Raw genomic sequence first — 20,622 nt, 5'->3', positions numbered from 1 at the left:
GCAGCCCCCTCCCCGACGTGATGAGGAGCCTTTCTTGACCAGCACCAGCCTGTGGCATCCGCAGACCGCGATGTCCACCATCGAGGAGACCCTCACGGTCATCGCGTCGGGGCAGGGGGCCTCGGTGCGTACCGAGGACGGCCAGGACCTGCTCGACCTGCCGGCCGGTCTGTGGCACGCCAATGTCGGACACGGCCGCACCCGCATCGCCGACGCCGTTCGTCAGCAGATGAGCGTCCTGGAGACGTACCACCTGTTCCAGGGCATGGCCAACCGCCCGGCCATCCGGCTCGCCGAGCGCCTCGCCGGGCTGAGCCCCATCCCCGACGCGAAGGTCTTCCTCACCAGCGGCGGCTCCGACTCCGTCGACACCGCCTGCAAGCTCGCGCGCCGGCACTGGCAGGTGGCCGGGCGGCCCGCCAAGCGCATCATCGTCTCCCGCCGGCACGCCTACCACGGCCTGCACGGGTTCGGTACGAGCATCACGGGCATCCAGAGCAACCGCGACGGGTACGGCAGCGACTCGCTGATCCCCGAGACCGCCCGCGTGCCATGGGACGACCTGGCCGCCACCGAGGCGGAGCTCCTCCGGCTCGGACCCGACAACATCGCCGCTTTCATCGCCGAACCGATCATCGGCACCGGAGGAGTGCTGCTGCCTCCGCCCGGCTACCTCACCGGGCTGGCCGAGATGTGCCGCCGCCTGGACATCCTGCTCATCGCCGACGAAGTCATCACCGGCTTCGGGCGTACCGGGCAGTGGTTCGCCTGTCAGCGCTTCGGCATCGAGCCGGACCTCCTCACCATGGCCAAAGGCATCACCTCCGGCTACCTGCCGCTGGGCGGCGTGCTGGTGTCCCGGCGCATCTGGGAGCCCTTCTTCGCCGAAACCCCCGACGCCCCGACCTTCCGCCACGGCCTGACGTACTCGGGCCACGCCGCGGCCTGCGTCGCCGCCGAGGTGAACCTGAGCATCCTTGAGGAGGAAGGCCTGCTGGCGCGCGTCCTGGACCTCGAGCCCGTCCTGGCTCAGGCCCTCACCCCGCTGCGCGACCACGAAGCCGTCGTCGACGTCCGGGCCGGGGTCGGTCTGCTCGCGGCCGTCCAGCTCGCCCCCGACGTCGACGCACGCCCCGTGCTGCGCGCCGCGCGGGAGCAGGGCGTCCTGACCCGGCTGCTGGCCGACAACTCCCTGCACGTCAGTCCCCCGTTCGTCATCACCGCCGAGGAGATCTCCCGTGCCGCTGACGTCCTCAAGTCCGCTCTCGACCGAGCCCGTACCCTCGAATCCGCCTGAGCCCGCGCAGGCGCCGGCGCTGCGGCCGGCCGACATCGCCCGGCACCGGGACCTCACCGAGACCGCAGCCGCGTCGCTGCCCGACGGCTTCCTGACCGCCGAGTGGACGGCGCCGCGCTCCGGGCGGACCTTCGCCGTCGCCGATCCAGCGCTCGGCCGGCCGGTCGCCGCCGTCGCCGACTGCGAACCGGATGACGCCCTGCTCGCGCTCACCGCGGCGAGTGACGCGTTCCCCGCCTGGGCGGCCACCCCGACACGGCGGCGAGCGGACATCCTGCACCGGCTCTACCAGGCGATGCTCGCCGACGAGGAGCGCCTGGCGGCCCTCATCACCCTCGAGGTCGGCAAGACCCTCGCCGAGGCCCGCGGCGAGGTCCGTTACGCCGCCGAGTACATCCGCTGGTACGCCGAGGAGGCGGTCCGCAGCTCCGGCCGTAGCACCCCGACCCCCGACGGCGGCTGGCACATCGTCACCGTCCCGCGCCCGGTCGGCCCCTGCCTGCTCATCACCCCGTGGAACGTGCCGCTGGCGATGGCCACCCGCAAGGTCGCGCCCGCCCTGGCCGCCGGCTGCACGGTCGTGCTGAAACCGGCCGAGCTCACCCCGCTCACCACGCTGGCCTTCGCGCGACTCGCCCAGGACGCGGGGGTCCCGGCAGGAGTCCTCACCGTGGTCACCACCACGGATCCGGCGGCGGTCTGCAGCACCCTCATCGCCGACCCACGACTGCGGAAGGTGTCCTTCACCGGGTCCACCCCCGTCGGGAAACTGCTGCTGCGGCAGGCCGGCGCGCACGTGCTGCGTACGTCGATGGAACTCGGCGGCAACGCCCCGTTCCTGGTCTTCGACGACGCCGACCTCGACGTCGCGGTCCGTGAGGCGGTCATCGCCAAGATGCGCCTCGGGGGTCAGTCATGCGTGGCAGCCAACCGGTTCCTCGTCCAGGAACCGGTGGCCGACGAGTTCGCGGCCCGTCTCACCGAGGCCCTCACCGCGATCAGGGTCGGGCTGGGAACCTCGGACGTCGACCTCGGCCCGCTCATCGATGACCGCGCGGTCGCCAAGGCCGACCGGCTGGTCGACGACGCCGTCGCGAAAGGGGCGACGCTCCTGGGGCATGCCGGCGTACCCGGCGGGCCCGGCAGCTGGTTCGCCCCGGTGGTGCTGGACCACCTCAGCGCCGACGCTCTCCTGCAGCAGGAGGAGGTCTTCGCCCCGGTCGCGGGCATCCGCCGGTTCCGGACGGAGGACGAGGGGGTGGCACTGGCCAACGACACCCCGTTCGGGCTCGCGGCCTACCTGGTGGCGCGCGACAGCGACCGGATCGCCCGGGTCGCAGGCCGGTTGGACAGTGGCATGGTCGGCATCAATCGAGGGCTGCTGTCCCACGTGGCCGCGCCGTTCGGCGGGATCAAGGAGTCCGGGCTCGGCCGGGAAGGCGGCGCCGAAGGGCTCACCGAGTACCAGAGCCTCAAGTACCTCGCAGCCCCGGCGCTGGCCTCATGAGGCTCGCCGGAACCGCTCGAAGGAGGGCGGCGGTCATCGGGGCCGGAGCGGTGGGGAGCATGGCCGCCTGGCAGCTGGCCGAGCGCGGCCTGGAGGTGCATGCCTTCGACCGCTGGGGCGTCCCGCACCACCGCGGGGCCTCCGGCGGGCAGAGCCGCCGGTTCGCGGTCATCAGCATGGCGGACCAAGACCTGCCGCCGCTGGTTCTCCGGGCCGAGCAGCTGTGGCGCCGGTTGGAGGAAACAACCGGACGACGTCTGCTCGAGCAGACCGGAGGACTGATCCTCGGCCCCACCGGCAGCACCCCCATCCGGCAGGCCATTGCCAGCTGCGAGAACTGGGGGCTGGCTCACCGCATCCTCGACGCACAGGATTTGCGGCAGCGCTTCCCCCAGCACGCCGTCGACGACGAGGACATCGCTGTCCATGACTCCGCGACCGGCTTTCTCCGTCCCGAGCCGGCGATCCTCGCCGCGATCGAACAGTCCGCGACGCTCGGGGCGACGGTGCACCATGACACCGAGATCCTCGACATCGACGTAAGATCCGACACTGTCGGGCTGACCTACCGAAGAAGTGCGGATAGACCTCACAGCGAGACGTTCGACGCGGTGGTCCTCGCCCCCGGCGCCTGGGCGGCCACACTGCTGCCGGACGGACTGCGGGAGGCGATCGGGGTGGCCGGGCTGACCGCCCGTCGGCTGGCGCAGACCTGGTTCGTGCCGGACGACCCGTCGCTGTACGGCGCGGAAGGCTTTCCGGTCTTCGAACGGGTCGCCATGCCGGGCGGTGCCTCCATCTACGGCTTTCCCAGCCTGGACGGCGCCACGGTCAAGATCGGCGTGAAGACCCGCCCGCACCCGGAGGTGGCCGACCCGGCGCGACCGGATCCCCACCTCACCGCCGACCACATGGCGGAGGTCCGCGATGTCGTCGCGCGCTGGCTGCCCCGGCTCAACCCGCGTCCTGTGCAGACCTCGGTACACGTGGAGTCGTACACGAAGGATGGCCGGCCCGTCGTCGGGCTGCTCCCGGGCGCCGCGCACGTCGCGGTCGCCGTCGGATTCTCCGGCGGAGGATTCAAGTACGCACCGGCGATTGGCGAGGCCCTGGGCGACCTCCTTGTCGACGGTGTCACCCAGGCGAGCATCCGGCAGTTCGCCCCGGGCCGCTCCGCGACGGTGTGAGCAGATCTCTCATCACGTGGCAGGTCCCGCCAGGGCCTGCGCTGCGGATCAGGACTGGGACGCCGCGGTGAGCTTCGCGAAGTCGGGGGCGTAGACGGTCATCCAGTGCGGGTGCAGCCGGTAGTAAACCACGTCGTTGTCCCAGTCGAAGGCGTCGTCGCCGTAGAAGTCCTTGAAGTACGCGAGCAGGCCCGGCCAGTCCGCGGCCGGCTCGCCGCCCTGGGGGTTGAGGATCTCCACCGTGCCGTGCGTGAACACGCCCAGGTCCTCACCGCGCATGTGCGCGACGCTGGCGGCGGGGCGGGCGGCGAGGTGGCGGGCCTTGGCGGCGCCGCGCGCCGTGCCGAAGTGCCACTTTCCGTGCAGGAAGTGCCCGTCCACACCGCTGATCCGCGGCTCCCCCTTCGCCGTCACGGTGGACAGGGCGAGGGTGCACATGCCGGTGAGGACCTGGGTGAGCTGCTCCGCGGTCAGTGTGCGCTCGGCGTTGATGATCGAGCGGAGGTGCGAGGTGGAACGGGAGAGGGAGGCGTCGAGGAGAGCCTGGAGCTCTTTGAGGTCTTCTGACGTTTCGCGCATTGAGGTCCTTATCTGTCCGCAGGGCCCGGTCCACGTCCGCCATCGACGCCGACCGATGAAATCATGCTCGACCCAAAACCCGACACCTTGTGTCCTATTTCTTCACCCGTCTTGCGGACGTCACCGGGCTCGGAGTTGAAAGACCTGCGGACAGCCGTTGGCACTGAGAACGATCATGGAGCCTCGCCGGAGGTCAAGTACGGCACGGAGCCCGTGCCCGGAGCCACCCGCGTCCTTGATGTCGGGTCCTGGTAACGATCAGTAATATCGCCTACGCCGGACGCAAGGAGTCGATGGAATAGAGCCATGCCGTTACTCCGACCACGTCACACCAGCGCTGCCGACACAACCGCCTTGCCGTTGCGGACACCGTGGCCAGCAGCCGTGTGGATCCTGCTGATGTTTCTCCTGGTGGGCGGCGTGGTGGCCGGCACCATGTGGTGGTTGCTCGCTGATCTCGCCGCCACTTCGGTCCCCGCACCAACACCGTCCGGTATCCCCATGCCGCAGCCCGCCACGTCCAGCGGCGGGAGCACCGCACGTGGGGAAATCCTGCGCACTGCGCTGGCCGCCGGCGCAGGGGTAGGGGCCGCCATGACCTTGGCTCTGGCCTTCCGCCGTCAACGCCACCAGGAATTGGCGACCCTTGTTACCGCGCATGACGCCACCGAGCGCCGGATAACCGAGTTGTACACCAAGGCCGCTGAACAGCTTGGCAGCGACAAGGCTGCCGTCCGCCTAGCCGGCCTGTACGCCTTGGAACGCCTGGCGGAGGACAACCCTGGCCACCGGCAGACGATCGTCAACCTAATCTGCGCCTACCTACGCATGCCATACACTCCACCGCCCCTGGGGGACTCTGAGAGGGCACGCAAGGCCGCACTGCGTGAAACCCGGCACCGCTACCACGCTGCTCGCAACACCAGAAGAAACCCCGCCGGCACCACCGCAGGACCAGCTACCGACCGCGTAGAAACGGACTTGGAAGGTGAACGCCATGTGCGCCTCACGGCCCAGCAGATTCTGACCAATCGTCTGCGTGACGAACGCCCCGCCGACCGGCGCTGCGACACTCCTCCGGCCGATCCTTACTTCTGGCAAGACATGATCATAAACCTGAGTGGCGCCACCCTCATCGACTTCACTTTCATACAGGGTCACACCGCCGGCGCCAATTTCGAAGGAGCGACCTTCCTTGGGGAGACCTGGTTCAGCGACACCACTTTTCACACGTACGCCACGTTCGACAAGGCGATGTTCTCCGAAATGGTCTACTTCGACGAAGTGTCCTTCTCAGGGCGAGCCAACTTCAAGGGGGCGACTTTCGCCGGGGAAGCCGACTTCGATGAGGCGACATTCTCGGAGGTAGCTCACTTCGACGGAGCGACCTTCGCCGGGGAGACCGGCTTCAACGAGACGACATTCCTCGACGAGGCCTACTTCGACGAGGCGACATTCTCCTACATCGTAGCCTTCGAAAAGTCCAGGTTCCCCAAAACCGTCAGCTTCAAAAAGGCCAACTTCTCGGGCAGCCTCTTCCTCGGGACGACCTTCTCCTCGGACGCCTACTTTGAATCCGCGACCTTCTCCGACTTGACCGTGTACAACCAGGTGACGTTCGCCGGTGCCGCCCGGTTCGACAAGGCGACATTCTCTGAGCACACCAAGCTCACCGAGGTGGTGGTTCGTGATCCGGCTCTTGAACACAAATGGCCGATTGGGTGGCACGTGAAGATAGGGCCGGATACTACCGGACGCTTGATACTCGACGACGGCACCAAGTCGACGGAATCCTGATCGCTGTTCCATACCCACCACGCCCGCACCACCGCCGAACAGGGCGCAACTGGTACGAGGCGGCCGTTCTGGCCAAAGCACGCTACGCCGAGTACCGCGCCGCGAAGGCGGCTGAGATGACGAGGGAGGGCAAGCGATGAGCCCAGGACGCAATTGGCGTGAGGTCAAGGCGGAAGCGCACCGGTTGTACCCCGAGCTGGCCGACCCGCAGCGGCAGGCCGCCGCCGTTGCGCGGCTGGATGCCTACGTTGCCGGCCACCATCTGAAAGAACTGCGCAAGTCTGTCGGCAAGACGCAATCCGATGTTGCGGCTGCTCTCGGGATCTCTCAAGCACGCTTCTCTCACCAAAAGCCCGACCGCCGGTCTACGTGCGACGCCTTCCACAATCCGCCGGCGTGCTCGCCTGCCCGGTACCCTCGGGACTGCGGACGAACACTGGACGAGACGGTTCCGGAGCCATCGGACAGGCACGAGTCCCGCTCGTGTCGTCCCAAGGCCGACCAAGGTGACCCGTTCGTGCAGCGCACAAGACAGCGAACCCCGCCACCGAGGACAGGCACGCGGGGTTTTCGCGTGTCAGAGGTCAGCTGGCCAGGTGGCAGCTGATGACCAGGCGCTGGATCTGGTCGGTGCCCTCGAAGATCTGCATGGTCTCGGTGATGCTTCATCGTGAGCTGGGCGAAGAACGTCAAGGTCGGGACCCGATCCGGCCGTTGACGGAGGACACGCGATTTCGTACGTTTCGCGTGGGCCGTCTCCCGGGCGTCCCGGACCGGAAGGGGTTGCGATGACCGCCGAGCTGGATGCGAACGGGACTCCTCCGGATATCGTGCCCGGGCCGCTCGCCGCCCCGCCGGCGGAGTTCGCCCGCAGACACGAGTCGGCGCCGCTGGAACCGGCGACCATGCCCAGCGGCGATCGCGTCCCGGTGGTCGTCAGGTATGAGGACGTCCGCGCCGTGCTGGGCTCGCCCACCTCCAGCCGTAACCTGCGCCTGCCGGGCTTGCCGCGACTGGTGAGCGGCATCGGCATCGACGACGACCCGGACGCGCTGATCAACCAGGACCCGCCGGAGCACACGCGCTACCGCCGGATCATGCACGGCACCTTCACCCCGCGCCGGATCGAACCGTGGCGGCCCCGCATTGCGGAGATCGCCCGAGACCTCCTCGATGGCCTGGGCGACGATTTCGACCTGGTCCAGGGATACGCGCTGCGGTTACCCAGCCATGTCATCTGCGAGATGCTCGGCGTGCCGATGAGCGACTACGACCGGTTCGTCCGCTGGACAGACATGTTCCTGAGCACGTCCACGGCGACCGAGCAGGCGCGTTACCAAGGCCACACCGAGTTCATGGCCTACGCCGCCGAGCTCGTCGCCCGGCATCGCGCGGAGCCGGGCGCGGATCTCATCGATCTGCTGATCCAGGCCAGGGACGAGGAGGACCGGCTGTCCGAGGGCGAGCTGGTCCAAACCGTGTTCGCTCTCATCACGGCCGGCTACGAGACGACGGCTTCGATGATCGCTCGTGGTGTCTTCCGGCTGCTCCTGCACCCCGCGCAGTGGACCGAGCTGGTCACGGACCCGGACCTGGTGCCCACGGCGGTCGAGGAGGTCCTGCGCTTCGACGGGCCGCCCGCCAGCGCCTTCATGCGCCGGATGACGAAGGACACCGATCTGCCCAGTGGCCCGCTGCCCGCCGGGACGGTCGTCATGCCGAACCTGAACGCGGCCAACCACGACCCGCGGGCGTTTCCCGACCCCGGACGCTTCGACATTCACCGCTTCACCGACCATCCGCCGAACCCGCATCTGGCCTTCGGCTATGGCGCGCATCGGTGCCTGGCGGCCAGCCTCGCCAGGGTCGAGCTGACCGAGGCGGTCAAAGCCCTGGCGATCCAGCGGCCCGCCCTTCGCCTGACCGGCTCGCCCGAATCGGTGACCTGGACCGACGGCCTGGTCTACCGGCCTGCCGTCATGCACGTCACCACGGGCGGATGACAGAACACACCAGCTCTGGGCCTCCATCAGAGAACTCGCCGAGTATCCCGGCCACACCGACCTGGCCTTCACTCTCCGCCGCTACGTACACATGCTGCCGGGATCTCACGAACGTGCCCGAACGGTGATCAGGAACAGGCTCGTCCTGCGCCGCGTCTCACGGAACAATGATCATTCAAGCCCGACGCGCAAACAGCGAACCCCGCCTCCAAGGACAGGCAGCATGTCAGGGGTCAGCTGGCCAGGTGGCGGCTGATGACCATCCTCTGGATCTGGTTGGTGCCCTCGAAGATCTGCATGATCTTGGCCTCGCGCATGTACCGCTCGACCCGGAACTCCCGCGTGTACCCGTACCCGCCGAAGACCTGCACCGCGTCCGTCGTGACCTTCATCGCCGCGTCCGTGGCGACCAGCTTCGCGATGCTGGCCTGCTTGCTGTACGGCAGCCCTGCGTCCCGGCGGCGGGCGGCGTCGAGGTAGGTGGCCCGGGCGCTGTCCACCCCGGCCGCCATGTCCGCCAGCAGGAACCCGATCCCCTGATGGTCGATGATGCGCTTGCCGAACGTCTGCCGCTGCTTCGCGTACGCCACCGCCTCGTCGAGGGCGGCCTGCGCGAGGCCGGTGGCGCAGGCGGCGATGCCGAGCCGGCCCGAGTCGAGGGCGCTGAAGGCGATCTGGAGCCCCTGGCCCTCCTCGCCGATCAGCCGGTCCTCCTCCAGGATCACGCCGTCATAGTGTGCGCTGGTGGTCGGCACGGCGTGCAGCCCCATCTTCTCCTCCGGCCGGCCGAAGGTCAGCCCGTCGGCCGCCCCCGGCGCGACGAAGCAGGAGATGCCCCGCAGGCCCTCGCTCGTGCGGACGAACAGCGCGTAGAAGTCGGCGATGCCGCCGTGGGTGATCCACGCCTTGTTGCCGGTGATCCGGTAGCCGGTCTCGACCCGCTCCGCCTTGCAGGTCAGGGCCCCGGCGTCGGACCCGGCCTGCGGCTCGGACAGGCTGTAGCCGCCGATCAGGCGCCCGGCCAGCATGTCGGGCAGCCACCGCTCCCGCTGCGACTCGGTGCCGTAGGTGGCGACGGGGAAGCAGGCGAGGGTGTGCACGCTGGTGGCGACCGCCACGGACGCCCAGCGCATGGCCAGCTCCTCGACCACCTGCAGGTACACCTCGTACGGCTGCCCGCCACCCCCGAACTCCTCCGGGTACGGCAGCCCGAGCAGTCCCGCCGCGCCCAGCGTGGCGAACAGCCCCTCTGGGTACGTCTCGGCGCGCTCGTGCTCGTCGACCCGGCGCGCGAGCTCCTTGTCGGCGATCTCGCGGGTCAGTTCGATGAGGTCTTTGGCGTCCTGGTCGGGCAGCAGCCGTTCGACGGTCACGATCACTCCTCCCTCAGGCGTGGTGCGGGGCGGGCTCGTCGAGTCGCGCGAGCGCCGCCCCGGCGCGCTCACGGAACTCGGCCACCCGGGCGAGCTTGATGTCCTCGTACCCCCGGATCAGCGCGGGCAGGCCCGCGATCTCCGCGACGGCCTCGGCGGTCGAGGGGGTCAGCCGGGTCAGGGCGGTACGGATGAGGTCACGGTATTCGCTGACCAGCTCGCGCTCGACGCGCCGCACTTGTGCGTAGCCGAAGACGTCGAACGCCGTGCCGCGCAGCACCTTGGCGGCCCGCAGCCCGCGGAACAGGACTCCGGCGGAGCGGCGTACCTTGATCTTGCGCTTGAGGCCCATGGCGCGCAGCAGCGGCGGGTGCAGCAGCACCGACACGACCGCGTCCGCGCCGAACTCGCGCTCCCTTCGCCCCTTCTCCGCCGGGTCGAGGTGCAGGCGGGCGACCTCGTACTCGTCCTTGTAGGCCATGAGCTTGTGCAGGGCGCGGGCGTACGCGAGCCCGATCGCCGTCCCCGCCTCCTCGCCGGCGCGCTCGACCGCGGCGGCCGCCACCCGGCGCACGTCCTCCTCGTACGTACGGGCGTAGGCCGCGTTCTGGTAGCCGGTCAGGTCGGCGACCCGCGTGGCCACCACCTCGTCCAGTCCTTCCGCGGAGGAGACGACCGGCTCCTCCGCGGAAGGGCCGGCCACGGCGGCGCGGCCCCAGCGGAAGGCGGCGAGGTTCTGCTCGACGGCGGCCCCGTTGAGCGTGATGGCCCGCTCGATGGACTCGGCGGAGACCGGCAGGCAGCCGTGCTGGTAGGCGGCGCCGAGGAGGATCAGGTTCGCCGGCATGTGGTCGCCGAACAGCGACTCCGACAGCCCCTGGGCGTCCAGGCACTCGACGCGCTTGGCCGCGGAGGCGACGCGCGCGACCGCGTCTGCGTGGCCGGGCACAGCCACCCGGCCGGTCACCATGGCGGCGGTCGGCACGACGGAGGTGTTCAGGATGGCGACGGTGCGTTCCGGCGCGGCGACGGCGAGGTTCGCCTCGGCCGCCGCTCCCAGCAGGTCGAACCCGATGAGCACGTCGGCGCTCCCCTGCGAGGCACGCAGGGAGCCGTCCACGGGGCGCGCCGAGATCCGCACGTCGCTGACCACGGGGCCGCCCTTCTGCGCCAGCCCGGTCTGCTCGAGCCCGGCCGCGTAGAGCCCGTCGAGGTGGGCCGCCATCTGCAGGATCTGCGAGACGGTGACGACGCCGGTGCCGCCGATGCCGGGCATCCTGATCAGGGCCTCGCTCGGCCTGCTCGCGGGCTCGGGCGCCCCGGCGGGTGGCGGCGTCTCCCTTCGCGGCTTGGTGCCCGGCTCGACCAGCAGGAACGACGGGCAGTCGCCCTTGAGACAGCTCAGGTCGGTGTTGCACGAGGCCTGGTGGATGCGCGTCTTGCGGCCGTACTCGGTCTCGACCGGCTGCACGGACAGGCACGTCGACACCTCACCGCAGTCGCCGCAGCCCTCGCAGACCCGCTCGTTGATCACGACCTTCTGCGTGGGCACGGGCAGCTTGCCGCGCTTGCGCAGCCGCCGCTCCTCGGCCGCGCAGCGGTCGTCGTGGATCAGCACGGTCACGCCGTCGAGCTCGGCCAGCTCCCTCTCCACCGCGGGCAGGTCGTCGCGGTGGCGCACGGACGCGATCCCCGCCAGCCGAACGCCCCGGTACGTCTCGGGCTCCGGCGTGGTGACCACGATGCGCCGCACGCCCTCGAGGGCCAGCTCATGCGTCAGCGCGGGCACGTCGAGCCTGCCCTCGGCGCGCTGCCCGCCGGTCATGGCCACGGCGTCGTTGTAGAGCAGCTTGTACGTCATCCGCACCCCGGCGGCGACGGCGGCCCTGATCGCCAGGGAGCCGGAGTGGTGGAAGGTGCCGTCGCCGAGGTTCTGCACGAAGTGCCGGTCACCGGTGAACGGCGCCAGCCCGATCCACTGCGCGCCCTCGCCGCCCATCTGGGTGATGCCCACCTGGGTGCCGCGGCCGTGGCCGTCCAGGGCGATCATGGCGTGGCAGCCGATGCCGACGCCGACCAGCGTGCCCTCGGCGGTGCGGGTGGAGGTGTTGTGGGGGCAGCCGGAGCAGAAGTAGGGGGTGCGCGCGGCCACCAGGGGCAGCATCACGCGGCCCTTCTTACGGGCCTTCTCACTGGGCCGGGGGGCGAGGTCCTTGCCCAAGCAGGTGGCGACGGCCTTGGCCACGTCCTCGGCGCCCAGGGTGCCGCGGGCGGTGAGCAGCTCCCGGCCCACGACGGCCGGTGCGTGCTCGCTCCCGTACAGGGCCTGCTTGAGCTGCCCCTCCAGGAACGGCACCTTGTCCTCGACCACCAGCACCTTGTCCAGGTCTGACGTCATGGCGGCCAGGTCGTCGTAGGCGAGCGGGAACGGCATCGCGAGCCTGATCAGCCGTAGCCCGTGCTCGTTCATCGCCGCCTCGTCGAGGCCGAGGTCCGCCAGCGCCCGTAGCACCACCGCGTACGTGGTGCCGGAGGCCAGGATGCCGAGCTTGGTATTGCCTTCTCCGGACATCACCCGGTTCAGGCCGTGCGTACGGGCGTACTCGCGGGCCAGGTCGAGGCGGCGGGTGAGCATGTCGTGCTCGGCGTCCAGCGCGGCCGGGCCGAGCAGGATGGGAGCGGGGCCGCGCTCGCGCTTGTCGGGCACCGGGATGCCGGCCCGCAGCGGGCCGAGGTCGACGGTGGCGGACGCGTCGGCGATGTCCGCGACGATCTTCAGCCCGGCCCAGAGCCCGGTGGCGCGCGACAGGGCCACCGCGTGCAGCCCGAACTCGATGATCTCGGCCACCGAGCCGGGCGCGAGCAGCGGCATGGACAGGCTCTGGCACATAGGCTCGCACGAGCTGGGCAGCGTGGACGACTTGCAGCCGGGGTCGTCGCCGATCCAGGCCACCGCGCCGCCCAGGGGCGCCGTGCCGGACACGTTCGCGTGCCTGATGGCGTCGGCGGCCCGGTCGAGACCGGGGTTCTTGCCGTACCAGAAGCCCGTCACGCCGTCGTGCCGCCTGCCCGGCACCTGGTCGAGCAGCTGGGTGCCGGCCACCGACGTGGCGGCCAGCTCCTCGTTCAGGCCCGGCTGGAACACCACGCCCGCCGGCTCCAGGAGCCGCGCCGCCCGCGCCATCTCCAGGTCCACGCCCGCCAGCGGCGAGCCCTGGTAGCCGGAGACGAACACCCGCGTGTCCAGCCCGCGCTCCTCGTCCAGGCGGCGCTGCTCCAGCGTCAGGCGGATCAGGGCCTGGATGCCGGAGATCAGCACCCGGCCGTCGGCCGCCGTGTACTTGTCGTCGAGCGACACGGGAGTCTCGCTCACGCTCACGCGAACCTCCTGGCTTCGTAACTCGCGCGGGGATTGCCCGCTGATTCCCAGCACAGCAATGTGGACATGACATGCGCAAGTATTAGATGAGAAAGTGTGCCGAAGACGCAAACTATGTGAGGGCTTGAGCCTTGATGGCTGATGTTCTTTGCGCCTGATGAAGGGGTTCTCGCATGGCTGACGTAGACGACGTCGACCACCGGGTGCTGCGGCTGCTGCGTGAGGACGGACGCAGGACGTTCTCGGAGATGGCGCAGCTGGTAGGGCTGTCGGTGGCGGCGGTGAAACGACGGGTCGACCGGCTCAGGGAGCTCGGGGTGATCACCGGGTTCACCGTGCAGATCGACTACTCCAAGCTGGGGTGGGGCATCGAGGCGTTCACGGAGCTACGGTATCCGGGCACGACTCCGGTGAGCGAGATCATCCGCACCGCCGGCGACGTGCCCGAGGTGCAGGCGGTGTTCACCATCGCGGGCGATCCCGACGCCCTGATCCATGTGCGGGTACGGGATCTCGGGCATCTGCAGCAGGTCATCGACCGGTTGCGCCGGGCCGGCAATGTGACCGGGACCAAGACGCTCCTGGTGCTCGGCTCGTGGACCCGGGACGCGCTGGCCCCGCGCTGAGCTCAGGACGCCTTGCCGGGCAGGTCGGGTCGGCCAGGGCGGCCAGGGCGATCGGTTCCGCCGGGGCGGTCGGGGCGGGAGAAGTGCCAGACGAGCAGGCCGATGGCGGCGAGCATGGGGACGCCCAGGCCGACCAGCCACACCCACACCCCGGTCAGCGGAAGAACGGCGCCGTCGTCGCCCCTTGTCTCCGCTTCCCCGGACGTCGGCCGGGGGCGGCGCTGGCCCGGGCCCGCCTCGGCACCGGACTGCTCGTACGGTCCGTGCCCCGCGCCGTGACGGCCGCGGTGCGGCCCTCCGGTGGGACCGCCCTTGATGATGCCCCCGCCGGGAATGACATGGAGCACGGGAGCCTGGCTCTCACCGGGGGCGGGCGGCTGCCCGGCCCCCGGCCCGGCGCCGGCGCCTGCCGGGGAGCCGGTGGACGGTGCCGGCTTCGTCGGGGCCGTCGTCGCCGGATCGGTGGCGGGAGGCGTGGCCGGGCCGGGGTTCGGCGGCTGGGCCGGCCCGGGGCCGGCGGACGCGCAGGGACGGTCGTTGCCACCGTTCTGAACGGTGGCGCACTCGTCGGAGCCGCCGGTGTCCGGGGCGGCGGGCGGACCGCCCTTGACCCGCGCCCGTGCCGGGTTGATCATCCGCGTCGAACGGTCGTCCGTTCCCGTGGCCGAGACCTCCACCCTGTTGGTGACGCGCGTGCCGTCGGGAAGTGCCGGGTCGATCGTGACCGGGATCTCATAGGTCACGCTCGACCCCGGCGGGATCGCCAGCCCGGCTCCGCCGCAGACGACGGTGGCGCCTCGGTTGACGAGGGCGCAGTCGTCGGACAGGAGACCGGGAGTCGTGTTCGGATCGAGGTTGTTGATGATCGTCACGTTTTTGGCGTCGCTGCGTCCGGCGTTCTCGACGGTCACCATGTAGACGGACTCCGCGCCGATGACCATCGGCTGCGGGGTGACGGTCCCGCTGATCCGCAGTTGCGCGCCGACCGCGGCCGGAGAGGTTCCCCCGCCCAACGCGGCGAGCGCGATGACCCCCGCGATCCCCCGAATGATCATCTCGTCCCCTCCATCCCAACCTGCCGCCCTGCCTGAGCAGGGACGATCCTGCTCCCACCCGCGGAACCCATGGGGACGCCCCAACCGGAACCATGCACCACCAAGACGAAGCCTTTACCTGGGACGCGGCGCGCCGTCGGATGCGGCGGCGCTCCGCGGTGGGGTGCGACGCGTTCCGTGGTGAGGTGCCGCGCGTTCCACGCTCGCGTGCGGCGGGGTTCCGCGCTCGACGAACACCGGCCGTCTCCGGATCCCGGGCGCGTATTGTCGCGATCATGCCAGGGGTTGCCCGTTACGACGACATCGCCGACTTCTACGCGGAAGGCTGGACCGACGTCATCGACGACCCCGCCTCCGTCCGCCTGCTCGACCTGCTGCGACCGGTCGCGGAGCTGCAAGTGCTGGACATCGCCTGCGGCCACGGCCGCATCAGCCGCGAGCTGGCCCGCCGCGGCGCCACCGTCGTCGGCGCCGACATCTCGGAGGCGCTGATCGCCAAGGCGAGGGCCGCCGAACACGACACCCCGCTGGGCATCCGCTACCTCCACGCCGACGTGACCCAGGCCCTGGAGACGGACCTTCCCGCGTTCGACGCAGTGGTCTGCAGCTTCGGCCTCTCCGACATCGACGACCTCGAAGGCGCCATCGCGACCGCCGCCGGCGCTCTCCGGCCGGGAGGCGTCTTCGCCTGCTCGATCCTGCACCCGTGCTTCCCCGGTGGCCGGGGTGTCTCCGGCTCCTGGCCAGGCGACGCGCGCTACCACGCGGAAGGCTGGTGGCGCGCCGACGGCGAGCTCTCCTCCCTACGCCGCCAGGTCGGCGCCAACCACCGCACGCTCTCGACGTACGTCAACACGTTCCGCCGCCACGGCCTGTGGCTGGACGAACTGTACGAGCCCGAACCGGCCCCCGCGTGGGCGGCCGACCGGCCGGACGCCGCGAAGTTCCCTGTGTTCCTCGTCATGAAATGGGTCAAGCACTGATGCCACGCCGAGCACGGCCGCAGTCGTCGGTGGCGCCTGACATCTCCAGGTTCGCGCGGATAGGGATGGGCGCCTTTACGAGCTGAGCCCCAGGGGAGGTGTGTGGTGTGGCGGCACCCGGAGCACGCCACACCACACACGTACGGGGTCAGCCCACCCGGCAGGAGGCCGCGGGCCGGTTGTAGTTGCCGTTGTGCTGGACAGTGAAACCGAACGTGTTCCCGTTGCAGTTGGCGGCCACGGCGGTGCCGAAGTAGCGGCCCTTCTCCGCGGCGGCGGCGCCGGCCGCGGTCGCCATGGACATCACCAAGGTCACGCCGAGTACGCCTGCGACGAGCGCGGGCTCGAGACTCATGTTTCCTCCGGAACCCTGGGGGCGGACAGCCGTACGGGGAACTCACCTTGGAAGGCCAGTCTGAGGAGGTTCCCGAAATGTGTCAATACCGGTCAGAAATATTTCGGGCTGCCTGTCGAGAGTTGTATGCCATTACCCGCTTCAACGTGCGGAGACCAGCTCCGAAATATTTCAGGATCCATGAAAATAGCGCAAGTTAGGTCGATACGTAGATTTCCGGATGCTTTGCATGCCGGTTGTGCCTAATGTCAGCCGCGACAATTGCCTTCCGAGAAGGTGGGTTCATGCGTGCGCTGACCGTCTTCCTGTCCAGCCTCCTGCTGGTCACGACCGTCTCCGCCCCCGCGGGTGCGGAGACGAAGCCCGCCGCCGTCACACCTGACGTCGTCTTCCAGCGGGCCGACTTCACCTCCGGCACGTACGAGGGCACGGCGGCCGGCGACGGCCTGACGTTCGGCCAAGCCGCCGGTACCGTCTCCTACACCGACGCGCTCGGCACCAAGAGCTGGGAGTACGCCCGCTGGACCGGCCCCGAGCGGGCCATCGGCTTCGCGGCCACCGAGCTGATCGCCTCCTGGACCGCCGACGTGCCCTCGGGCAGCTGGATGCAGGTCGAGGCCCGGGCCAGGAACGCCGCAGGACTGACCAAGTGGTACTCGCTGGGCCGCTGGGCGTACGCGGAAGGCGACATCCGCCGCACCTCCGTATCGGGGCAGGGGGACGCGGACGCCGGCGTCGCGGTGGACACGCTGGTCGCGGCGGCGGGCAAGCCCATCAGCGCCTACCAGTTGCGCCTCACCCTCTACCGCGTGCCCGGCTCCTCGGTGACGCCCCGCGTGCGCACCTCCGGCGTCATGGCCTCCAACGTGCTGGAACGCAAGACCGTACCGGTCAGCCCGGGCGGCGGCGCGTGGGGGACCGAGCTGGCCGTACCGCGCCGCTCCCAGAACGTTCACCAGGGCCACTACCCCGAGTGGGACGGCGGCGGCGAGGCATGGTGCAGCCCGACCTCGACCACCATGATCCTCGGCTACTGGGGCAAGTGGCCGAGCGCCGAGGACACCTCCTGGGTCGATCCCTCCGACCCGAACCCCGAGGTCGACTATGCCGCCCGGTACACCTACGACCACGCTTACCAGGGGACGGGCAACTGGCCGTTCAACACGGCTTATGCGGGGCGGTACGGGATGGACGGGTTCGTCACGCGGCTGCGGTCGCTGACGGAGCTCGAGCTGCTGATCAAGGCGGGCATCCCGGTCGTCACGTCGCAGTCGTTCAAGAAGGGCGAACTGCCGGGCGCCGGGTACGGCACCAACGGGCACCTCATGGCGATCGTCGGCTTCACCGCCTCGGGCGACGTGATCGCCAACGACCCCGCGTCGTCCGGCAACGACGCCGTGCGGCACGTGTATCCACGGGCCGACTTCGAGAACGTCTGGCTGCGCAGCTCCAGCAGTGGCGGGATCGCGTACATCATCCACCCTGCCGGGCACGCGCTGCCCGCCACGACGCCTGGCCTGCCCGCCAACTGGTAGCCCGGCCACACCCCCAGGTGCCACCTCGCACGAGCGGCCCGGCTACGCCGCGACCACGCTCTCGCGAAGGTGCGCTGGTTACGCGCGGCCAGGTCCTCCCGGGGCCGGCCTGGGCGCGGGCCTCTTCCACGGGGTTCTGCGTGTCGCCGAGGACGGCGACCGCGTGGAGGAGCCCGCGCTCGTTCCCGGCGGCGACGTCCGTGGCGGTGAGGCTGAACGTGGTGTGGCACCGGCGGGCTGCCTCGCGGACACAGAGGACGACGCAGACCCGTCGGTGCCAGGGCGGTCAGTGGCTGCGGTCGTTGTGAGGGCGGTCGAACAGCAGGTCGGCGGCGCGGGCGAGGATCTGGGCCCGGGTGCGGTCGGCGTGGTCGGCGGCGAGGAAGTGCCTGCCGATCGCCAGGCAGAAGGCGAGCATGCTGCGGGCCTCGACCTCGTCGGGGTCGGAGCAGAAGGTGCCAATCATCTCACGCAGCAGCGCCATGCGCCTGTTGTCCACTCGTCTCAAGTGCTCGGCGACCGCCTCGTCGCGCCTGGCCCAGTCTCGGATGGCGAGGTCGATGGGCAGCAGGCGGTCGCTGGAGAAGGTGAGCACGCCTGCGCGCTGAATTTTGCTCCTCGGGTCGCCGCCCTCGCGCTCGATGTGGTCGATCACCTCATCGACGCTCTCCCGCTCCCAGGCGTCCAGCATCGCCTTCAGCAGCGCGTCGCGGTCGGCGAAGTATCCGTAGAACCCGCCTTTCGTGACGCCGAGCTTCTTGGCCAGCGCCTCGACGCGGACGGCGTCCGGGCCACCGGCGGCCAGCGCCTGTAGCCCCTCTTCGATCCACCTCTCACGCTGCGTGCGGATCACGCCCACAATGTGTCCCACCTCACCTCTCCACCCTATATACGCCACCGTATATAAGGCCTACTCTCAGTCTATACGGCGGCGTATACACGAACGGAGACAGCGAGATGAACGGCGTTCTTGTCACCTTCCACCCTCCGCGGCCCGAGCACACCGAACGAAAGCCTTGCCAGAGGCGGTCGCTGCCATGAAACCCTCGAGCGGCCACCTCTGGCGGATCCACGAGATCGCCGGCGGCCTCCTACGTCCGGAGGGCAGCAGCGCGGCCACCGTGGACCGTGCCGTGGGTGTGCACAACATCCCCGAGTCCGTTCGCGCTCTCAGCTCGTTGTCCCGCATCGACTACGTCGACCACTTCACCCTCTCCACTGACGCGGACGCAACACCGGAACTCTGGGCACGGGCGATGTTCGGCGACGTCCCCAGTGCCGCCGAACAGCTCATCTGGCGCGGTCTCCTCGGGCTGCGGCTCAGCCGAGGGCGATCGCCGGACACCGTGGCCGGATGGCAGATCGCCGCACGTGGCCACGACTGGATCCGGCTCGAGGCCGCTTCCTGGTTCCTGACCGCCAACCTCGTCGTACAGGCGACCGACGGGCGGGTGTCGCTGAGCACCTTCCTGCGCTATGACCAGCCCCTGGGCCAGACGGTGTGGACTCCGTTGTCCGCGCTCCACCGTCAGCTGGTACCCGGGCTGCTCCGCGCCGCCGCGGCAAGGACAAACGATCACAAGCGGCGACCGTGATCCGTCAGAAGGCCACGGACGCGGGATACGCGAGTGGTGCCTGCAAAGCGCCCACGCGGCTGCCTGGGCGCGCCTGACCCCGAGGATCTTTGCCTGCTCCACGCCGGCCGCAACCACCGGTGGCCATCCAAACGACGCCGGCAACCCCACCAGGTCCAACGCGTCGTGATCAGGCGCTACCTCGCGCAATGGCGTTCTCGTGGAAGGGCTGGGTCAGGCCGGGCGTGGGGGCGCGGTGGACTCGCGGACGATGAGGCGCGGCGGGACCAGGGAGATGCCCGGTTGCGGGTGGCCGCCCAGTTCGGCCAGCGCCGCGTGGAAGCACGCCCGCCCCAACCCCACGAAGTCCATCCGTACCGTGGTCAGTGCCGGGGTCCAGAAGGCCGAGCCCGGGATGTCGTCGAAGCCGACGATGCTGACATCCCCGGGAACGTCCTTGCCCGCGTCATAGAGCGCCCGCCGCACCCCCTGCGCGATGTCGTCGTTCCCGCACAGGATCGCCGTCACGTCCGGCGACCGGGCCAGCCGCTCCCCCGCCGCGTACGCCGACTCGAGGTCCCACCCGCACGCCAGCACGGAGGGGATCTCCGCGCCCGCGCGGCGCAGCGCGTCGCGCCAGCCCGCGTGCCGTCCCCCGGCGCGGCCCTCGGACGGGATGGCCACGTGGTGGACGGTCCGATGCCCCAGGTCGAGCAGGTGCTGGGTGGCGTCGGCGGCGGCCCGGCGCTCGTCGAGCGCGATCGCCACCCGTCCCAGGTCCGGCGCGACCGGCTCGGTGGCCACGATGGCGGGGATGTGCGGCGGCAGCGCCTCCGCGACCGCCGTGCCCAGCGGGTCGAACGCGATCACCACCAGCCCGCCCGCGCTCGGATCGCTCACGTAGTCGACCGTCTGCCGGACCTCGGCGGACTCCACGACCCTGATCCCCAGGGCCACGCCCTCGGTCCTGGCCGCCTCCTCGATGCCCTGGAGCGTGGCGGCGTAGCCGTACAGCATGGTGTTGGAGGTCACGACGGTGACGCCGCTGGCCCGGCCGAGGCCGAGCGTCCGGGCGGCCCGGTTGGGGCGGAACCCCAGCCGCTCGATCGCGGCCAGCACCGCGGCACGGGTGTCGGGCCGCACCCGGGGTGAGTCGTTCAGCACGCGCGAGACGGTCTGGTGCGAGACGCCGGCCGCGGCGGCGACGTCTCGGATACTCGGGACGGCCCCTTTTCGGACATGTCGGGGGCTCATGTTCACGGTCACATGGTAGTCGGGCCAAAGAGCGGAGGTGAGGAACGCCTCGGGTAGCTCGACACAGCGAAAGCACACTGAAGCGCTGGTAAGGCGGCCGACACCCACCCGGTAACCG

At 70.2% G+C, this 20,622-nt stretch carries 17 protein-coding genes; 9 read left to right on the top strand and 8 right to left on the bottom strand.

What is annotated here, in order from left to right; genetic code table 11:
* Positions 1 to 34: 34 nt before the first annotated feature.
* From ACQPWU_RS14900 to solA, 3 genes are read left to right on the top strand one after another with little or no spacing between them, the layout of a single operon-like run.
* Positions 35 to 1,297, top strand: a complete 1,263-nt coding sequence (locus ACQPWU_RS14900) for an aspartate aminotransferase family protein (protein ID WP_433440263.1) — start codon at positions 35 to 37, stop codon at positions 1,295 to 1,297.
* Positions 1,239 to 2,804, top strand: a complete 1,566-nt coding sequence (locus tag ACQPWU_RS14895; protein WP_433440261.1) for an NAD-dependent succinate-semialdehyde dehydrogenase — start codon at positions 1,239 to 1,241, stop codon at positions 2,802 to 2,804. Before ACQPWU_RS14900 ends, ACQPWU_RS14895 begins: the two co-directional genes overlap by 59 nt.
* Positions 2,801 to 3,991: an N-methyl-L-tryptophan oxidase gene (gene solA, locus ACQPWU_RS14890; RefSeq protein ID WP_433440259.1), complete on the top strand. Its 1,191-nt coding sequence runs from the start codon at positions 2,801 to 2,803 to the stop codon at positions 3,989 to 3,991. Before ACQPWU_RS14895 ends, solA begins: the two co-directional genes overlap by 4 nt.
* Before the next feature lie 48 nt (positions 3,992 to 4,039).
* Here solA and ACQPWU_RS14885 read toward each other — a convergent pair whose 3' ends face one another.
* Positions 4,040 to 4,570, bottom strand: coding sequence for a pyridoxamine 5'-phosphate oxidase family protein (locus tag ACQPWU_RS14885; RefSeq protein ID WP_433440257.1), 531 nt, complete (start codon positions 4,568 to 4,570; stop codon positions 4,040 to 4,042).
* A 384-nt stretch (positions 4,571 to 4,954) separates the two neighbouring features.
* On the opposite strand from ACQPWU_RS14885, the gene ACQPWU_RS14880 reads away from it, so the two are divergent.
* Entirely contained in the window at positions 4,955 to 6,367 is a 1,413-nt protein-coding gene (locus ACQPWU_RS14880) for a pentapeptide repeat-containing protein (RefSeq protein WP_433440255.1), read from the top strand.
* 82 nt (positions 6,368 to 6,449) lie between these two features.
* On the opposite strand, the gene ACQPWU_RS14875 is transcribed toward ACQPWU_RS14880, so the two are convergent.
* A complete protein-coding gene (locus tag ACQPWU_RS14875) occupies positions 6,450 to 6,698 on the bottom strand; it encodes a hypothetical protein (protein ID WP_433440253.1) in 249 nt (82 codons plus the stop codon).
* A 457-nt stretch (positions 6,699 to 7,155) separates the two neighbouring features.
* On the opposite strand from ACQPWU_RS14875, the gene ACQPWU_RS14870 reads away from it, so the two are divergent.
* Positions 7,156 to 8,370 (top strand): cytochrome P450, encoded by a 1,215-nt coding sequence (locus tag ACQPWU_RS14870; RefSeq protein WP_433440251.1) that lies wholly within the window; start codon positions 7,156 to 7,158, stop codon positions 8,368 to 8,370.
* A gap of 233 nt (positions 8,371 to 8,603) precedes the next feature.
* On the opposite strand, the gene ACQPWU_RS14865 is transcribed toward ACQPWU_RS14870, so the two are convergent.
* Together ACQPWU_RS14865 and ACQPWU_RS14860 are read right to left on the bottom strand one after the other, a co-directional pair.
* Positions 8,604 to 9,743 carry an acyl-CoA dehydrogenase family protein gene (locus tag ACQPWU_RS14865; RefSeq protein ID WP_433440249.1) on the bottom strand — a complete coding sequence of 380 codons (1,140 nt, stop codon included), beginning with the start codon at positions 9,741 to 9,743 and terminating at the stop codon, positions 8,604 to 8,606.
* A 13-nt stretch (positions 9,744 to 9,756) separates the two neighbouring features.
* Positions 9,757 to 13,122: an indolepyruvate ferredoxin oxidoreductase family protein gene (locus ACQPWU_RS14860; RefSeq protein WP_433440247.1), complete on the bottom strand. Its 3,366-nt coding sequence runs from the start codon at positions 13,120 to 13,122 to the stop codon at positions 9,757 to 9,759.
* Positions 13,123 to 13,295: 173 nt separating this feature from the next.
* Here ACQPWU_RS14860 and ACQPWU_RS14855 point away from each other — a divergent pair, with 173 nt between their 5' ends.
* Entirely contained in the window at positions 13,296 to 13,748 is a 453-nt protein-coding gene (locus ACQPWU_RS14855) for an Lrp/AsnC family transcriptional regulator (RefSeq protein WP_360706080.1), read from the top strand.
* Between the two features lie 2 nt (positions 13,749 to 13,750).
* Here the strand turns inward: ACQPWU_RS14855 and ACQPWU_RS14850 are convergent, their stop codons facing one another.
* A complete protein-coding gene (locus ACQPWU_RS14850) occupies positions 13,751 to 14,803 on the bottom strand; it encodes a hypothetical protein (protein WP_433440244.1) in 1,053 nt (350 codons plus the stop codon).
* A gap of 275 nt (positions 14,804 to 15,078) precedes the next feature.
* Here ACQPWU_RS14850 and ACQPWU_RS14845 point away from each other — a divergent pair, with 275 nt between their 5' ends.
* The gene (locus ACQPWU_RS14845) at positions 15,079 to 15,786 is read left to right on the top strand and encodes a class I SAM-dependent methyltransferase (protein WP_433440242.1); all 708 of its coding nucleotides are present in this window, start codon (positions 15,079 to 15,081) and stop codon (positions 15,784 to 15,786) included.
* A gap of 148 nt (positions 15,787 to 15,934) precedes the next feature.
* On the opposite strand, the gene ACQPWU_RS14840 is transcribed toward ACQPWU_RS14845, so the two are convergent.
* Positions 15,935 to 16,141, bottom strand: coding sequence for a hypothetical protein (locus ACQPWU_RS14840; protein WP_433440240.1), 207 nt, complete (start codon positions 16,139 to 16,141; stop codon positions 15,935 to 15,937).
* 284 nt (positions 16,142 to 16,425) lie between these two features.
* Here ACQPWU_RS14840 and ACQPWU_RS14835 point away from each other — a divergent pair, with 284 nt between their 5' ends.
* Positions 16,426 to 17,676 carry a C39 family peptidase gene (locus ACQPWU_RS14835; RefSeq protein ID WP_433440238.1) on the top strand — a complete coding sequence of 417 codons (1,251 nt, stop codon included), beginning with the start codon at positions 16,426 to 16,428 and terminating at the stop codon, positions 17,674 to 17,676.
* A gap of 286 nt (positions 17,677 to 17,962) precedes the next feature.
* Here the strand turns inward: ACQPWU_RS14835 and ACQPWU_RS14830 are convergent, their stop codons facing one another.
* Positions 17,963 to 18,547 carry a TetR/AcrR family transcriptional regulator gene (locus ACQPWU_RS14830; RefSeq protein ID WP_433440236.1) on the bottom strand — a complete coding sequence of 195 codons (585 nt, stop codon included), beginning with the start codon at positions 18,545 to 18,547 and terminating at the stop codon, positions 17,963 to 17,965.
* A 166-nt stretch (positions 18,548 to 18,713) separates the two neighbouring features.
* On the opposite strand from ACQPWU_RS14830, the gene ACQPWU_RS14825 reads away from it, so the two are divergent.
* Positions 18,714 to 19,271 (top strand): hypothetical protein, encoded by a 558-nt coding sequence (locus ACQPWU_RS14825; RefSeq protein WP_433440235.1) that lies wholly within the window; start codon positions 18,714 to 18,716, stop codon positions 19,269 to 19,271.
* Positions 19,272 to 19,484: 213 nt separating this feature from the next.
* On the opposite strand, the gene ACQPWU_RS14820 is transcribed toward ACQPWU_RS14825, so the two are convergent.
* Positions 19,485 to 20,504, bottom strand: coding sequence for a LacI family DNA-binding transcriptional regulator (locus ACQPWU_RS14820; protein ID WP_360706101.1), 1,020 nt, complete (start codon positions 20,502 to 20,504; stop codon positions 19,485 to 19,487).
* Positions 20,505 to 20,622 lie beyond the last annotated feature (118 nt).

It is taken from the genome of Nonomuraea sp. CA-141351 (assembly GCF_050944675.1).
In the GTDB taxonomy this organism is placed as follows: Bacteria; Actinomycetota; Actinomycetes; order Streptosporangiales; family Streptosporangiaceae; genus Nonomuraea.
The sequence above is the reverse complement of the archived record's forward strand: the minus strand, read 5'-3'. Positions and strand labels throughout refer to the sequence as shown.

Bases quoted from the DNA above. Each gene is read 5' to 3' on its own strand.
- ACQPWU_RS14820 (WP_360706101.1), bottom strand. From the start codon at position 20,504: ATGAGCCCCCGACATGTCCGAAAAGGGGCCGTCCCGAGTATCCGAGAC.
- ACQPWU_RS14835 (WP_433440238.1), top strand. From the start codon at position 16,426: ATGCGTGCGCTGACCGTCTTCCTGTCCAGCCTCCTGCTGGTCACGACC.
- ACQPWU_RS14855 (WP_360706080.1), top strand. From the start codon at position 13,296: ATGGCTGACGTAGACGACGTCGACCACCGGGTGCTGCGGCTGCTGCGT.
- ACQPWU_RS14885 (WP_433440257.1), bottom strand. From the start codon at position 4,570: ATGCGCGAAACGTCAGAAGACCTCAAAGAGCTCCAGGCTCTCCTCGAC.
- ACQPWU_RS14825 (WP_433440235.1), top strand. From the start codon at position 18,714: ATGAAACCCTCGAGCGGCCACCTCTGGCGGATCCACGAGATCGCCGGC.
- ACQPWU_RS14845 (WP_433440242.1), top strand. From the start codon at position 15,079: ATGCCAGGGGTTGCCCGTTACGACGACATCGCCGACTTCTACGCGGAA.
- ACQPWU_RS14850 (WP_433440244.1), bottom strand. From the start codon at position 14,803: ATGATCATTCGGGGGATCGCGGGGGTCATCGCGCTCGCCGCGTTGGGC.
- solA (WP_433440259.1), top strand. From the start codon at position 2,801: ATGAGGCTCGCCGGAACCGCTCGAAGGAGGGCGGCGGTCATCGGGGCC.
- ACQPWU_RS14870 (WP_433440251.1), top strand. From the start codon at position 7,156: ATGACCGCCGAGCTGGATGCGAACGGGACTCCTCCGGATATCGTGCCC.
- ACQPWU_RS14840 (WP_433440240.1), bottom strand. From the start codon at position 16,141: ATGAGTCTCGAGCCCGCGCTCGTCGCAGGCGTACTCGGCGTGACCTTG.